Here is a 13,995-nt window from a genome sequence, read left to right on the forward strand (position 1 = left end):
CCGGGTGGCTCCCGCGGCTGGACTCGAACCAGCAACCGTTCGATTAACAGTCGAGTGCTCTGCCATTGAGCTACGCGGGAATCGCGCTGGGCGCGGGTAGAACTCTAGCAACCGCGCCCGAGGGCGTCGAATCGGCCTCATTCAGGGGATCGGCGGAATCCCGGGAGAATCGGTGCGTGTGGGCAGCCCCACACCGTCGTGGACCCGGCGCAGGAGCGCCTGGACCTCATCCGGGAAGCCCGCCACGCCCTCGGAGCGCGCCCCGGGCTCCAGGACGGTGTACAGCCCGCCGTCCTCCGCCCGGCGCACCGAGGCGGTCAACCGCACCCCGCTGGGCAGGGTGGTCGAGACGTGGTGGACGATCATGGCCTCCACCCGCTCGCGCAGGCAGCGCAGGAAGGGTGCCTCGTCCACCTCGCGAACCTCCTCGAGGGGCCCCCGCGCGTCCGCGCCCACCTCGTAGCGCAGCACCGGCGGCACGTGCACCCGCCTCTCGGCGCTCTCGCCGAGCAGCCGGAGCGTGAGCACGCGCTCCTCGGCGTCCCAGGACGCCCGGGTCAGGCGGTCCCAGCTCAGGCGCTCGGGCAGCGGCAGCGCCATCGCGTCGCCCGCAGTGCTGAGCGCCAGCAGCGCGGCCGGGGTGGACACGAGCCAGCAGGCCCCCTCCGAGCCGACGGGCACCGCCCCCAGCACACGCGTGCCCCGGCCGAGGTCGCGCAGGAGGGCCTGCGGTGGGACGGCGGTGGCGCGGGCCCTGCGGGAGGGGCGCAGACGGGGCAGGCGGGGCAGCGGCATACGCGCAGGCTACCGGCGCCCCGCCGCGTGCCCAGCGCGCACGTGCGAGGATGTCCCCATGGCACATCGCGACATCCGCATCATCGGCGACCCCGTCCTGCGCACGGAGTGCGACTGGATCACCGACATCGACGACTCCGTCAAGCAGCTCGTCGAGGACCTGCTCGAGAACGTCGACGCCGAGGGTCGTGCGGGCCTGGCCGCCAACCAGATCGGCGTCGGCCTGCGCGCCTTCTCCTGGAACATCGACGGCGAGATCGGCTACATCCTCAACCCCCGGATCCAGGAGCTCGACTTCGACGAGTACCAGGACGGCGATGAGGGCTGCCTGTCCGTGCCGGACCTGTGGTACCCCACCAAGCGGGCCTGGTACGCGCGCGCCGTCGGCATGGACCTGGACGGCAAGGAGGTCGTCGTCGAGGGGGAGGAGCTCATGGGCCGCTGCATCCAGCACGAGTGCGACCACCTGGACGGGCACCTCTACCTCGACCGCCTGGACCGCCGCACCCGCGCCAAGGCGATGAGGGACCTGCGGGCCAAGGGGCTCTGAGGGGCTGCGGACGAGTCGCTGCTCGAAGCCCGTCGGCTGGCGGGCGCGTGGGCGGGCGCGCCGGGTGGACCGGCGCGCCCGCCCACGTCATACTGGTGGGGCACGCCGCGTGCGTCATGAGGACCGCTGGTTCCGGCTCGAGAACGTTGGGGAAGACGACTCTCGAACCACAGGAGGCGATCCGTCGTGAACGGTGCTTACACCCGCGGTGTACTTTTCGTGCACTCTGCGCCCCGCGCGCTGTGCCCGCACATCGAGTGGGCCGCCGCCGAGGCCCTGGGCGCCCGCGCGCACCTGGACTGGACCGAGCAGCCCGCGGCCCCCGGCATGATGCGGGCCGAGACCAGCTGGGTCGGCCCGGTCGGCACCGGCGCCCGTCTCACCAGCGCCCTGCGCGGCTGGGCGAACCTGCGCTACGAGGTGACCGAGGAGGCCTCGCCCGGCACCGACGGCGGACGCTGGTCCCACACGCCCGACCTCGGCATCTTCCACGCCCAGACGGACGCGCACGGCAACGTCGTCGTCCCCGAGGACCGTGTGCGGGCCGCGCTCCTGCACGCCGACGAGCCCGCGGTCATGCGCCGCGAGCTCGACCTCGCCCTCGGCCAGGCCTGGGACGACGAGCTCGAGCCCTTCCGCTACGCCGGGGCCGGGGCCCCCGTGCGCTGGCTCCACCGGGTCGGCTGAGCCTCCCGGCCCCACCGCCCAGCGGGCCGGCTCTCTCAGGCCGTGAAGGCCAGGGCCACGTCGTGCCCGCCGAAGCCGAAGGACGTGCTCACCGCCACCCGCAGCCCGGGTGCCCGGCGCCCCCCGGGGCCCACGACGTCCAGGCCCGTCGCCGAGACCTCCGTGTCGATCCCAGCCGGCAGCAGCGTCGGCGGCAGCCACCCCTCGACGAGCGCCATGACGGCCAGCACCGCCTCAAGACCGCCCGCGCCGCCCAGAAGGTGGCCGGTGGAGGACTTCGTCGCCGAGACCGCGGCGACCGGGACCGTGCGTGCCAGGACCCGCGCCTCGACGACGTCGCCGGCCGGCGTCGAGGTCGCGTGGGCGTTGACGTGCCCCACCTCGGCCGGGTCGATCCCCCCGCGCCCCAGGGCCAGGCGCAGGGCCCGCTCCTGCTCGGCGCCACTGGGCTCCGGCCGGGCCACGTCGTAGCCGTCAGCCGTCACCCCGGCGCCCGCCAGCACCGCCAGGACCGCGGCGCCGCGCGCCGCCGCGTGCTCGGCCGCCTCGAGGACGAGCACGCCCGCGCCCTCACCCAGGACGAAGCCGTCACGGTCCGGCGCGAAGGGCCGCGAGGCCGTTGCCGGCTCCTCGTTGCGGGTGGACAGGGCCCTCATCGCCGCGAAGGCCGCCACCGTCATCGGGTGCAGGGCCGCGTCCGTGCCGCCGGCGACGACGACGTCGGCCCGGTCCAGGGCGATGAGGTCCGCCGCGTGGGCGATCGCCTCCGCGCCCGAGGCGCAGGCCGAGACGGGCGCGTGGACGCCGGCCCTGGCCCCCAGCTCGATGCCGACCGTGGCCGCGGGGGCGTTGGGCATGAGGGCGGGCACCGCCGTCGGCAGGACCCGCCGCGGGCCCCGCTCCCTCAAGGCGTCCCAGGCCTGGATGACGGAGAGCACCGGCCCCATGCCGGGGGAGAGGGACACCGCCAGGCGCTCACCGCTCACCCGCGAGGCCAGGGCCTCGCCACCGGCCTGGGCCCAGGCCTCACGGGCGGCCAGCAGCGCGCACTGGCTGGCGCGGTCCAGACGGCGCAGCTCGCGGGGCGTGAGCAGCGCGGACGGGGCGACGGCGAGCGGCGCCGCGATCCTCACGGGCAGGCCGAGCTCCTCGGCCCAGCCCGCGTCGATGGCGCGCACAGCCGTGCGCGAGGCGCGCAGCGCCTGCCAGGTCCCGGCGACGTCGCCCGCGAGCGGGTTCGTGGTCCCCAGGCCGGTGACGACCGCGGCGCGCGGTGGCAGCGAGGCGGCGTCGAGCACGCCGGCCTCAGCCCTTCTGGGAGGACACGAGCGCGACGAGGGAGCCGACCGTCGGCAGTGTCGGGATGAGGGAGTCGTCCAGCGCGACGCCGAAGCGCTCCTCCACCTGGGTGGCGATGGTGAGCAGGCCCAGCGAGTCGATGTCGAGGTCGTCGGCGAAGCGGGAGGCCTCGCTCACCGCGCTCACGTCCACGCCGGCCTCCTCCGCGGTGATCTCGAGGACGGCGGTGAGGACGTCGGTGCTGGTCTCATCGGCCATGGTGGCTCCTTCGGCTGGGACGGGCCCGCGAGGGCCCGGCAGGGGCTGGACGCCGTGCCCGGGGGCTCGGCGCGTCGGGCGGTCCGCCCGGTCCGGGACGATTGTCCCTCATCGGCGGTGGTGCGCGTGACCGGCTACGCCCTCAGCCCAGGGCAGTGAGCCCGACCCCCGGCAGGCCGCGCCGGGCCAGGCCCGCCAGTGCCCGGGAGGGAGCCAGCACCACGGCCTCCACGGTGCCCAGGGCGAGCAGCCGCTCCTGGGCGAGGTCCCAGCGCACCGGCGCCGTCAGCTTGCCCGCCAGTGCCTCGAGAAGCACCCGCGACGAGGCGCCGACCGGGTGGAGACCACCGGTCGCGTCATCGACCACGGGGCGCATCAGGGGCCGCTCGGGCAGGGTGCTGACCTCCTGCGCCAGCGCCGGGGCCGCCCCCGCCATCGCGGGGCAGTGGAAGGGGCCGGCGACCTCGAGGGGCACGAGCCGGGCCCGGGTGGGAGGAACCAGTCGTGCCATGGCCTCGAAGGTCCCGGAGGCCACGACCTGCTGCGCGCCGTTGACGTTCGCCACGGTCAGCCCCGCGGCCCTGATCCCCGCGAGCACGGCCTCACGGTCCCCGCCGACGACGGCGGTCATCCCTCCCAGGCGGGTTCCGTCGTCGGCCGTGCAGCAGGGCTCCATGGCCCGGCCGCGCACCGCTGCCAGCCGCACCGCCTCGAGCGGGGTGAGCGCGCCCGCGAGGGCCAGCGCGGTGACGGAGCCCAGCGAGTGGCCGGCGACGACGGTGCCCGGCTGCGGGCCGGCCACGGCCACCTGCGCGTCCTCGGCCGGGACGAGCAGCTCCGCGCGCAGCGCGCTCAGCAACGAGACGAGCACCGTGAGCGGCTGGGCCGCGTGCGTGCCGAGCGGGTCGCCGTCGGGGCTCTCGGCGGACTGCCTCACCAGCTCCGGCAGGTCGAGGCCGCAGACCCCGCTCGCCTGCGCCACGAGCCGCCCGACGGCCCGGGAGACCTCATCCGACCGGGTGGGCTCCCGCCCCGGGAAATCCGTCTCGGTGCCGGGCAGCAGTGCCTGCGGCCGTGAGCCCTGCCCCGGGCACAGGACGGCGCGCACCCTCAGTCCTCCCGCCCAGCCGCCAGCCGGGCGACGATGACCGCCATGTGGAGCATGAGGCCGTCGCGGGCGTCGGTGGCGTCCCACCCGACCTGCTCAGCGACCCGGCCCAGGCGGTAGCGCACCGTGTTGGCGTGCACGAACAAGGCCCTCGCCGTCGCCTCGAGGCTGCCGCCCAGGGCGAGGTAGGTGGCGACCGTCTCCTCGAAGGGCTCGCCCATGGCGTGCAGGGGAGCGCCGACGAGGGCGGAGATCTGCTCGACGGCGAGCGCGTCGCCGTTGAGCAGCCGCTCGGGCAGGAGGTCGTCGGCGTGGACGGGGTTGGGCGCCTGGGCCCAGCCCGCCCGGGCGTGCAGCCCCGCCAGCGCCGAGCGCAGTGAGCGCCCCGCCTGGGCCACGCCCGGCACGACAGGACCGATGACAGCCGGGCCGCCCAGGCGCTCGGCCACCTGGCCGGCGACGCGGTCGATGGCCCGCTCGGGCGCCTCCCCGGGGCCCTGGGAGGAGACCGAGCCGCCGAGGATGATGATGACGGACTCGCCGCGCACGGACACGAGGCAGTCGGAGGCCACCTGGCGGCAGTGGTGGCGCAGGCGGGAGACCGCCAGCGCGTCGAGCACCGCCCTGGCGGCGACGGCGACGACGGGCCCGGAGCCGGACCACCCGGCGGAGCCGGCGCGGGTGGCGGCGTCCTCGGGGGAGTCGTGGAGCATGGCGTCCACCGCCACCGACTCCAGGCGCGCGTCCCAGGCGCCACGGGCCTCTGCCGCGCGCGCGTAGACCTCCGCGGCGGCGAAGCCGACGTCGCGCCCGAAGGTGAGCACGAGGATCGTCACCCGGTCCCGCATGTCCTCGGGCACGGTCTGCGGGGCCTCCTCGACGACGACGTCGAGCACGCTGCGCACGAGGGCGAGCGTCTGCTCCAGCGTGATCGTGCCCGTCAGGGCGGCGGGGGCGACGGAGAAGATCTGGGAGGGGGCCACGGCGGTCTGTGGGTTCTCGACCATGTCGACGAACATCGTCACGCCCAGGCGCGCGACCTTCTCGATCTGGCGGCGCGGGGCCTCCGGCAGGGTGCGGTACCAGGGGTGGGCGGAGCTGATGCGGTCGATGCAGTGCTCGATGATCGTGTCCTGCGCCCGGCGCAGGGCCGCCACCGCGGGAGGGCTCAGCTCGTTCATGCCTCTCATCGTAGGCGGCGCCTTGTAGGAATGCCACAACTCTGTCCGGTCAGCCGGATCCGGTTAGGCTTGCTGGCGCCGCCCGTGCCCGGGCGGCGCCGAGTCGATGACACGCGCCGCGAGCGCGGACGGGAGGGACGACGATGTCTCAGGCCACTCGTACCGAGGAGGACCTGCTCGGCCAGCGGCAGGTCCCGCTGGAGGCCTACTGGGGGATCCACACGCTGCGCGCCTGCGAGAACTACCGGATCTCCGGCAGCACGGTGGGTGAGGAGCCCGCCTTCGTGCGCGGCATGGTCCAGGTCAAGAAGGCCGCGGCACTGGCCAACCAGGAGCTCGGCACCCTCAGCGACGAGATCGCCGAGGCGATCGTGTGGGCCTGCGACCAGGTGCTCGAGGCCGGCCGCTGCATGGACCAGTTCCCCATCGACGTGTTCCAGGGCGGCGCCGGCACCAGCGTCAACATGAACACCAACGAGGTCATCGCCAACCTCGCCCTGGAGCACCTGGGCTACGCCAAGGGCCGTTACGACGTCGTCAACCCCAACGACCACGTCAACAAGTCCCAGTCCACCAACGACGCCTACCCCTCCGGCTTCCGGCTGGGGCTCTACTCGCGCGTCGAGGAGCTGGTCGCCGAGCTCGACAGGCTCATCGACGCCTTCCACTCCAAGGGGCTGCAGCTCAAGGACGTGCTCAAGATGGGCCGCACCCAGCTCCAGGACGCCGTGCCCATGAGCCTGGGCCAGGAGCTCGAGGCCTTCAGCGTCCTGCTGGGGGAGGAGGTGCCCCGCCTGCGCAACAACTCCGCGCTGCTGCTGGAGGTCAACCTCGGGGCCACGGCCATCGGCACCGGGCTCAACACCCCTCCCGCCTACCCGCAGACCGCGGTGCGCCACCTCCGGCAGATCACCGGCCTGCCCGTGCAGGGCGCCGCCAACCTCATGGAGGCCACGAGCGACACGGGCGCCTATGTGTCCATGCACGCCGCGCTCAAGCGCCTGGCCGTCAAGCTCTCGAAGATCTGCAACGACCTGCGGCTGCTGTCCTCGGGCCCGCGCGCGGGGCTCGGCGAGATCCGCCTGCCCGAGCGGGCGGCGGGCTCCTCGATCATGCCGGCCAAGGTCAACCCGGTCATCCCCGAGGTCGTCAACCAGGTGTGCTTCAAGGTCATCGGCAACGACGTCGCCCTCACCTTCGCCGCCGAGGCCGGTCAGCTCCAGCTCAACGTCATGGAGCCCGTCATCGGGCAGACGAGCCTGGAGTCCATCCGGCTGCTGACCAACGCCATGCGCACCCTGCGCGAGCTGTGCGTCATCGGGATCGAGGCCAACGAGGAGGTCTGCCGGCGCCACGTGCTGTCCTCCATCGGGATCGTCACCTACCTCAACGAAGTCATCGGCCACCGCAACGGCGACCTCGTGGGACGCGAGTGCGTCCGTAGCGGCCGTGACGTGCGCGAGGTGGTCCTCGAGATGGGACTGCTGGACGAGCGGACGCTGGACGACCTGCTCAGCCCGGAGAACTTGCTGCACCCCCACTACCGCGACGCCCGCTACTACTCGGGCTCCGACCCGTCGGTGCCCGCCACCGAGGGCAGGGCCGAGGAGGAGCCGGGCCGGAGCCGGTGAGGCTCACGGGCGGATGACGGGGGCGGGGCCCGGACCAGCGCGCGCTGGTCCGGGCCCCGCCCCACGTCGTCGTGCGACGACCTGCTGTCAGGCGTCGCCGCCGTCGGAGCCGGAGGTGCCGGCGTTGACGTTGGTGAGGTCGTAGCGCGAGATCGCCTGGGCGACCGCGGAGGCGTCGACCTTGCCGTCCCTCGCCAGGGCCTGCAGCGCCTTGGTGACGACGGAGGCCGAGTCGATGAGGTAGTGGCGCCGGGCCGCCTTGCGGGTGTCGGAGAATCCGAAGCCGTCCGCGCCCAGCACGTGGTAGGAGCCGGGCACCCAGGGGCGGATGAGGTCCTGCACGGCGTGGTCGTAGTCGCTCGTGGCGACGAAGGGTCCCTGGGCGCCGGAGAGCCTCTGAGTGAGGTAGGGCACCCGCTGGTCGTCGGGGTTGAGGAAGTTGTGCCGCTCGACCTCCAGGGCCTCACGGCGCAGCTCGCCCCAGGAGGTGACGGACCAGACGCTGGCGCGCACGCCCCAGTCGTGGGCGAGCATGTCGCGGGCCTCCATGATCCACGGCACCGCGATGCCCGAGGCCAGGAGCTGGACCTCGGGGCCGTCACCGGCGGGGGCGTCGGCGATCTTGTGGATGCCCTTGATGATGCCCTCGACGTCCACGTCCTCGGGCTCGGCCGGCTGGTGGATGGGCTCGTTGTACACCGTGAGGTAGTACATGATGTCGCGGTCGCGGGTCTCGTCGGGGCCGTACCAGCGCTGGAGCCCGTCGCGCACGATGTGGCGGATCTCGTAGGCGTAGGCCGGGTCGTAGGAGGCGAAGGCCTCGTTGGTCCAGGCGATGAGCGGCGAGTGGCCGTCCATGTGCTGGGTGCCCTCGCCCTGGAGGGTCGTGCGTCCGGCTGTGGCGCCGATGAGGAAGCCGCGCGCGAGCTGGTCGCCCGCGGCCCAGAACTGGTCCGCCGTGCGCTGGAAGCCGAACATCGAGTACAGGATGTAGACGGGGATCATCGGCTCGCCGTGGGTGGCGTAGCTGGTGCCCGCGACCTGGAAGACGGCGGCGGAGCCGGCCTCGTTGATGCCGGTGTGCATGATCTGGCCGGAGGTGGACTCGCGGTAGGACAGCATCATCTCGGCGTCCACCGGCGTGTAGTTCTGGCCGAGCGTGTTGTAGATCTTCTTCGTCGGGAACAGGGACTCCAGGCCGAAGGTGCGCGACTCGTCCGGGACGATCGGCACGATGCGCCGGCCGATGCCCTTGTCCTTGACGAGCTCCTTGAGCAGCTGGACGAAGGCCATCGTCGAGGCGACCTCGCGCTTGCCCGAGCCGCCCTTGAGGACGTCGTAGGCCTTGTCGCCCGGCAGCTCGAGGAGCCTGCCGTTGTCGCGGCGCTCGGGGACGAAGCCGCCGAGCTGGCGGCGGCGCTCGAGCATGTACAGCAGCGCCGGGTCGTCGTCGGCCGGACGGTAGTAGGGCGGCATCTTCGGGTTGGCCTCGAGCTGCTCGTCCGTGACCGGGATGTGGAGGCGGTCGCGCAGGCCCTTGAGGTCCTCCAGGGTGAGCTTCTTCATCTGGTGGGTGGCGTTGCGGCCGGCGAAGTGGGAGCCGAGCAGGTAGCCCTTGACCGTGTGCGCGAGGATGACCGTCGGCTGGCCCTTGTGCTCGGTGGCGGCCTTGTAGGCGGCGTAGACCTTGCGGAAGTCGTTGCCGCCGCGCTGCAGGGCCCAGATCTCGTCGTCGGTCCAGTCCTTGACGAGCTCGGCGGTGCGCGGGTCGCGGTTGAAGAAGTGCTCGCGCACGTAGGCGCCGTCGTTGGCCTTGAAGGCCTGGAAGTCGCCGTCGAGGGTCTCCATCATGAGGTGCTCGAGGGCGTGGTCCTTGTCGGCGGCGAAGAGCTGGTCCCAGCCGCGGCCCCACATCACCTTGATGACGTTCCAGCCGGCGCCCCGGAAGAAGGCCTCGAGCTCCTGGACGATCTTGCCGTTGCCGCGCACCGGGCCGTCGAGGCGCTGGAGGTTGCAGTTGACGACGAAGGTGAGGTTGTCGAGCTGCTGGTTGGCCGCGAGCTGGAGCATGCCGCGTGACTCGGGCTCGTCCATCTCGCCGTCGCCGAGGAAGGCCCAGGTGTGCTGCTGGGAGGTGTCCTTGATGCCGGCGCCGTGCAGGTACTTGTCGAACCAGGCGTGGTAGATCGCCTCGGCGGGGCCCAGGCCCATGGAGACGGTGGGGAACTCCCAGAAGTCCTCCATGCGGCGCGGGTGCGGGTAGGAGGGCATGCCGCGGCCCTCGGAGGCCGCCGGGTGCGAGTACTCCTGGCGGAAGCCGTCGAGGTCCTCCTCGCTCAGACGGCCCTCGAGGAAGGCGCGGGCGTAGTTGCCGGGGGAGGCGTGGCCCTGGAAGAAGACGTGGTCGCCGCCGCCCGGGTGGTCCTTGCCGCGGAAGAAGTGGTTCATGCCCACCTCGTACAGCGTCGCGGTGGAGGCGTAGGAGGAGATGTGGCCGCCGACACCGACGCCGGGGCGCTGGGCGCGCGTGACCATGACGGCGGCGTTCCAGCGCAGCCACCGGCGGTAGGTGCGCTCGGTGTCCTCGTCGCCGGGGAAGTAGGGCTCGTCGACGACGTTGATCGTGTTGACGTAGGGGGTCGTCGTCTGCGTGGGCAGGTTGACGTTCTTCTTGCGCGCCTCGGCGAGCATCGACAGGAGGATGAAGCGGGCGCGGGGGGCGCCCTTCTCCTCGATGAGCGCGTCGAGGGAGTCGCGCCACTCCCTGGTCTCCTCGGGGTCGTTGTCGGTGACCTTGGTCAGGAGGCCGTCGATGAGCGGCGTGGAGTCGCTGGTCGGGCTCACGTGTTCCCTCTTTCCTCGCGTCGGTGCTGAGCGGATCGGGTGGTGGTCGGTTGTCGGTCGTCCCTGGTGGCTCAGGGCGCGACCGGGCGCGGCCGCGATTGACTGTGCCTACTAATCTACGGCCTTCCGGAGGGTGAAAGACGTCGAGTCAGGGAAGAAAGTCCCACGTGGCCTGTGAGGTCAGGCACGCGGACAATCCTAGGTGATCCCCGAGGGACCCGTGGCAGGCGCCCGCCCCCTCGCCCTCACTTGCACAGCGGCACCCTTGTGCCGTGGACTAAGGGCGTGCGCCGCGACCGCGACGCGCGCCAACCACGCACCAGGGACCGCTGGTCCAGGAAACGGAGAGACACAGTGACGACCAGAGCAGGCGCGGCCTTCGGCTTCGCCTCCGGCCTCATCATCCAGGAGTTCGGGTACGACGACGACGTCGACCCGGCCCTGCGCCAGGCCGCCGAGACCGAGACCGGCACCGGACTCGTGGACGAGGACTACGAGGACGTCGCTGACTCCGCCATCGTCTGGTGGCGTGACGACGACGGCGACGTCGACGACCTCACCGACCTCCTCGTGGACGCCCAGTCGAACCTCGACGGCGACGGCGTCATCTGGGTCCTCACCCCCAAGGCCCGCACCACCGGCGCCGTCCGGGCCGGGGACGTGGAGGAGGCGGCCCGCACCGCGGGCATGCACGCCACCAGCGCCGCCGCCATGGGTGAGCGCTGGAGCGGCATCCGGGTCTCCAGCCGCAGGCGCTGAGGCAGCCCGGCGCCATACGCCTACCTTCCCGCGGAAGCCGGTGCGCCGGCCCCGCGCCCAGGACCTGTAGCTCAGCTGGTAGAGCAACGCGCTTACACCGCGTCGGTCGTCGGTTCGAGCCCGGCCGGGTCCACCACCGTGTCGCCAGGCTCACCAGCAGCGTTGCACGCTCATGTCACACGGCAGAGCGCACAATCCGCGTGATTCCGCGGTTTTACGGTGTGGTCTTCTCGTGTCTTGGTGGCTCCTACGTGCGTGCGCGACGCACATGCACGTGGGAGCACGTCAATCGATGTTGACGCTTGTGCGTGAACCGCGGAATACCAACGAAAGCCCCGGCTCACCAATCAAGCCCGAACACCGTGAGCGTGCCACCGTCATGCCCGGCGGCTAGGAGGGCCGGCCGCCCATGTCGATGACCGCCTTGCCGCGGATGCCGTTCGCGCTCAGGCTGGCCAGCGCCTCTGCGGTCTGGTCGAAGCGGAAGGTCGCGCCGACCACGGGGCGGATGGCGCCGGAGTCGACGAGCTCGGCCACCCGCCGCAGCTGCTCGCCGCTGGCCCGCATGAGCAGGAAGTCGTAGGACACGCCGAGGCTGCGCGCCAGCGCGTGGGTCCTGTGGCTCAGGGCCCTGACCGCCAGGCGCAGCAGCGGGTTCAGCCCCGCCTGCCTGGCGTACTCGGGCGTGGGGGGCCCGGAGATCCCGACCGCCTTGCCGCCGCGCCGCAGGACGCGCAGGGACCTCAGGAGGTTGTCCCCGCCAAGGGGATCGAGGACGAGGTCGTAGCCGGAGAGCTCGGCGGCGAAGTCCCGGGCGCGGTAGTCGATGACGACGTCGGCACCCAGCCCGCGGACGAAGTCCGCGTTCCTGCCCGAGGGTGGTGGCGACGGCGGCGCCGAGGTGCTTGGCGAGCTGGACCGCGATACTTCCCACGCCACCGGCCCCGGCGTGGATGAGGACCTTCTGCCCGGGCCGCACCCCGCCCCTGTCCACCAGGGCCTGCCACGCCGTCAGCGCCACCAGCGGCAGCGAGGCCACCTCCACGGTGCTGACCGAGGTCGGCGCCAGGGCGGTATCGGCCTCATCGACCGCGATCCGCTCGGCGAAGGTCCCGATACGGAAGTCCCGGGGACGCGAGTACACCCGGTCGCCGGTCCTGAAGGAGGTGACGGCGCTGCCGGTGCCGATGACGGTGCCGGCCAGGTCGTGCCCGAGCACCACCGGCGGACGGTACGGCAGGAGCGCCTTGAGCTCACCCGCTCTCAGACGCTCGTCGAGGTGGTTGAGGCCGGCGGCCTCCACCTGGATGAGGACGTCGCGGGGCCCGGCGACGGGCTCGGGGACGTCTGCCTCATGGACGGGCTGCCGGTAGCGGTCGAGCACGAAGGCGCGCATGGTGGGCTTCCCTTGCTGGACGAGGCTGGGACGTGGCGAGCATAGCGGCGGGTGCCGCTGCGGGGAGCCGGAGGTACCCGTGAGGCTGCGGAGGCCTTCGCGAGAACAGGGGCTGTCACGATCCAGGCCAATGGTCAGGCGCCCGGGCCCGACGGCGTCGGCAGGTGGCTTGACGACGCCGTTTCCTCACGGGTGTCACGAGGACCATTGGGGCAATGGCCTGGATCGTGACATCCCGGCATACCGGAGGACGTCGCGCGTCCTCAGCCCAGAGAGTCCATGAAGCCCGCCAGGCGCTCCAGGCCCAGGACGATCTCCTCGCGGCTGGCCGCGTAGGACAGGCGCACATGGGTGTCCGCCGTCGCCAGCCCGAAGTCGCGCCCCGGGGTCAGGGCCACGTGAGCCTCCTCCAGGGCCCGCACGCAGAAGTTCCAGGAGCCCAGCCCCGTGGCCGACACGTCGAAGTACACGTAGAAGGCGCCGTCGGGCGCCACCGGGACCTCGAGCCCCAGACGGCTCAGCCCCTCAAGCGCGAGCCGCCGGCGCTCGAGCAGTTCCACCCGCCGATCCTCACAGGCCGCCAGGGCCTCGGGTGCGAAGCAGGCCAGCGCCGCCCGCTGCGTGTGCGCCGCCGCGCACAGGAAGAAGTTCACCGCCAGGTTCTCCGCCGCCTCCGCCAGGGCCTCGGGCACCACCAGCCATCCCAGCCGCCAGCCCGTCATCGAGAAGAACTTCGAGAAGGAGGACACGACCAGCGCTCCGGGGTCCGTCTCCAGGACCGTGCGCGCCACCCGCCCGTCCTCATCCGGGTCCGCCAGCCCCAGGTAGATCTCGTCCACCACCCGCCACGCCCCGCGCTCACGCGCCGAGGCGCAGATCGCCGCCAGCTCGGCGAAGGGGATCGACGTGCCCGTGGGGTTCGACGGCGTCGCCACCTGCACGGCAGAGGTCTCGGGCGTCCACACCGCCTCCATGAGTGAGCGACTGAGCTGGTAGCGCGAGGCCGGGCTCGAGGGCGCGAGCACCACCCGGCCGCCGAAGGCCTCGACCAGCTGCCGGTTGCACGGGTAGCACGGGTCCGCCATGACGACGTCGTCGCCCGCCTCCACCGTCAGCGCCGTCGCCAGGACCAGGGCCGCTGAGCCGCCCGCCGTCACGAGCACCCGCCGCGGGTCCAGGTCCACCCCGTGGCGCTGCCGGTACCAGCCCGCGAGCGCCTCCCTCAGGGCCGGCAGGCCTGCCGCGGGTGTGTAGGGCAGCGCCCGGCCGTCCATCACCTCGCACATGGCCGCGTGCACCCCCGGGGGCGCGCCGAAGGAGGGCTCGCCCAGGCTCAGCTTCGCCACGTCCCGGCCCGCCGCCTCAAGGGCCTGCGCGCGGGCGCCGATGCTCATCGCGTGAAAGGGCTGGGCGGTCACGGCGCGCCGGGCAAGCTTCATAGCGCGCAGGGTAGGCCTCGCACCCGGCCCCCGTCCGCCGGGGCCGTC

Annotated in this window: 12 protein-coding genes, 2 tRNA genes and 1 pseudogene; 5 read left to right on the top strand and 10 right to left on the bottom strand. The window is 72.8% G+C overall.

Annotation, left to right across the window (positions count from 1 at the left end; genetic code table 11):
* Positions 1 to 5 precede the first annotated feature (5 nt).
* Positions 6 to 80 (bottom strand) — tRNA-Asn (locus H6X67_RS07320).
* Positions 81 to 141: 61 nt separating this feature from the next.
* Positions 142 to 795 (bottom strand): hypothetical protein, encoded by a 654-nt coding sequence (locus tag H6X67_RS07325; protein ID WP_249367278.1) that lies wholly within the window; start codon positions 793 to 795, stop codon positions 142 to 144.
* Between the two features lie 58 nt (positions 796 to 853).
* Here H6X67_RS07325 and H6X67_RS07330 point away from each other — a divergent pair, with 58 nt between their 5' ends.
* Positions 854 to 1,345 carry a peptide deformylase gene (locus tag H6X67_RS07330; protein WP_249367279.1) on the top strand — a complete coding sequence of 164 codons (492 nt, stop codon included), beginning with the start codon at positions 854 to 856 and terminating at the stop codon, positions 1,343 to 1,345.
* Positions 1,346 to 1,531: 186 nt separating this feature from the next.
* Positions 1,532 to 2,032: a DUF3145 domain-containing protein gene (locus H6X67_RS07335; RefSeq protein WP_249367280.1), complete on the top strand. Its 501-nt coding sequence runs from the start codon at positions 1,532 to 1,534 to the stop codon at positions 2,030 to 2,032.
* Positions 2,033 to 2,067: 35 nt separating this feature from the next.
* Here the strand turns inward: H6X67_RS07335 and H6X67_RS07340 are convergent, their stop codons facing one another.
* From H6X67_RS07340 to H6X67_RS07355, 4 genes are all read right to left on the bottom strand, one after another.
* Positions 2,068 to 3,330, bottom strand: coding sequence for a beta-ketoacyl-[acyl-carrier-protein] synthase family protein (locus H6X67_RS07340; RefSeq protein WP_249367281.1), 1,263 nt, complete (start codon positions 3,328 to 3,330; stop codon positions 2,068 to 2,070).
* Positions 3,331 to 3,337: 7 nt separating this feature from the next.
* The gene (locus H6X67_RS07345; protein WP_249367282.1) at positions 3,338 to 3,589 is read right to left on the bottom strand and encodes an acyl carrier protein; all 252 of its coding nucleotides are present in this window, start codon (positions 3,587 to 3,589) and stop codon (positions 3,338 to 3,340) included.
* Between the two features lie 142 nt (positions 3,590 to 3,731).
* Complete coding sequence (locus tag H6X67_RS07350) at positions 3,732 to 4,697, bottom strand: ACP S-malonyltransferase (RefSeq protein WP_249367283.1); 966 nt, start codon at positions 4,695 to 4,697, stop codon at positions 3,732 to 3,734.
* Between the two features lie 2 nt (positions 4,698 to 4,699).
* Positions 4,700 to 5,878, bottom strand: a complete 1,179-nt coding sequence (locus H6X67_RS07355; protein WP_249367284.1) for a PucR family transcriptional regulator — start codon at positions 5,876 to 5,878, stop codon at positions 4,700 to 4,702.
* 143 nt (positions 5,879 to 6,021) lie between these two features.
* Between H6X67_RS07355 and aspA the strand changes: the two genes are divergently transcribed.
* Positions 6,022 to 7,509, top strand: a complete 1,488-nt coding sequence (aspA, locus tag H6X67_RS07360; RefSeq protein WP_249367285.1) for an aspartate ammonia-lyase — start codon at positions 6,022 to 6,024, stop codon at positions 7,507 to 7,509.
* A gap of 87 nt (positions 7,510 to 7,596) precedes the next feature.
* On the opposite strand, the gene aceE is transcribed toward aspA, so the two are convergent.
* On the bottom strand, positions 7,597 to 10,353 hold the full coding sequence (aceE, locus tag H6X67_RS07365; protein ID WP_249367286.1) for a pyruvate dehydrogenase (acetyl-transferring), homodimeric type: 2,757 nt from the start codon (positions 10,351 to 10,353) through the stop codon (positions 7,597 to 7,599).
* Positions 10,354 to 10,707: 354 nt separating this feature from the next.
* Here aceE and H6X67_RS07370 point away from each other — a divergent pair, with 354 nt between their 5' ends.
* Entirely contained in the window at positions 10,708 to 11,112 is a 405-nt protein-coding gene (locus tag H6X67_RS07370) for a DUF3052 domain-containing protein (protein WP_249367287.1), read from the top strand.
* 60 nt (positions 11,113 to 11,172) lie between these two features.
* A tRNA-Val gene (locus H6X67_RS07375) sits at positions 11,173 to 11,248 on the top strand.
* A 254-nt stretch (positions 11,249 to 11,502) separates the two neighbouring features.
* Here the strand turns inward: H6X67_RS07375 and H6X67_RS07380 are convergent.
* The 3 genes and pseudogenes from H6X67_RS07380 to H6X67_RS07385 all read right to left on the bottom strand — a co-directional run bounded on the left by H6X67_RS07380 (position 11,503) and on the right by H6X67_RS07385 (position 13,947).
* Positions 11,503 to 12,051, bottom strand: a complete 549-nt coding sequence (locus tag H6X67_RS07380) for a zinc-binding dehydrogenase (protein ID WP_249367288.1) — start codon at positions 12,049 to 12,051, stop codon at positions 11,503 to 11,505.
* 145 nt (positions 12,052 to 12,196) lie between these two features.
* Positions 12,197 to 12,508, bottom strand: a pseudogene (locus H6X67_RS12060) (alcohol dehydrogenase catalytic domain-containing protein); the annotation flags it as partial.
* A 263-nt stretch (positions 12,509 to 12,771) separates the two neighbouring features.
* A complete protein-coding gene (locus H6X67_RS07385) occupies positions 12,772 to 13,947 on the bottom strand; it encodes an aminotransferase class I/II-fold pyridoxal phosphate-dependent enzyme (protein ID WP_249367289.1) in 1,176 nt (391 codons plus the stop codon).
* Between the last annotated feature and the right edge of the window lie 48 nt (positions 13,948 to 13,995).

The sequence above is a fragment of the Actinomyces sp. AC-20-1 genome (assembly GCF_023369555.1).
GTDB lineage: Bacteria > Actinomycetota > Actinomycetes > Actinomycetales > Actinomycetaceae > Actinomyces.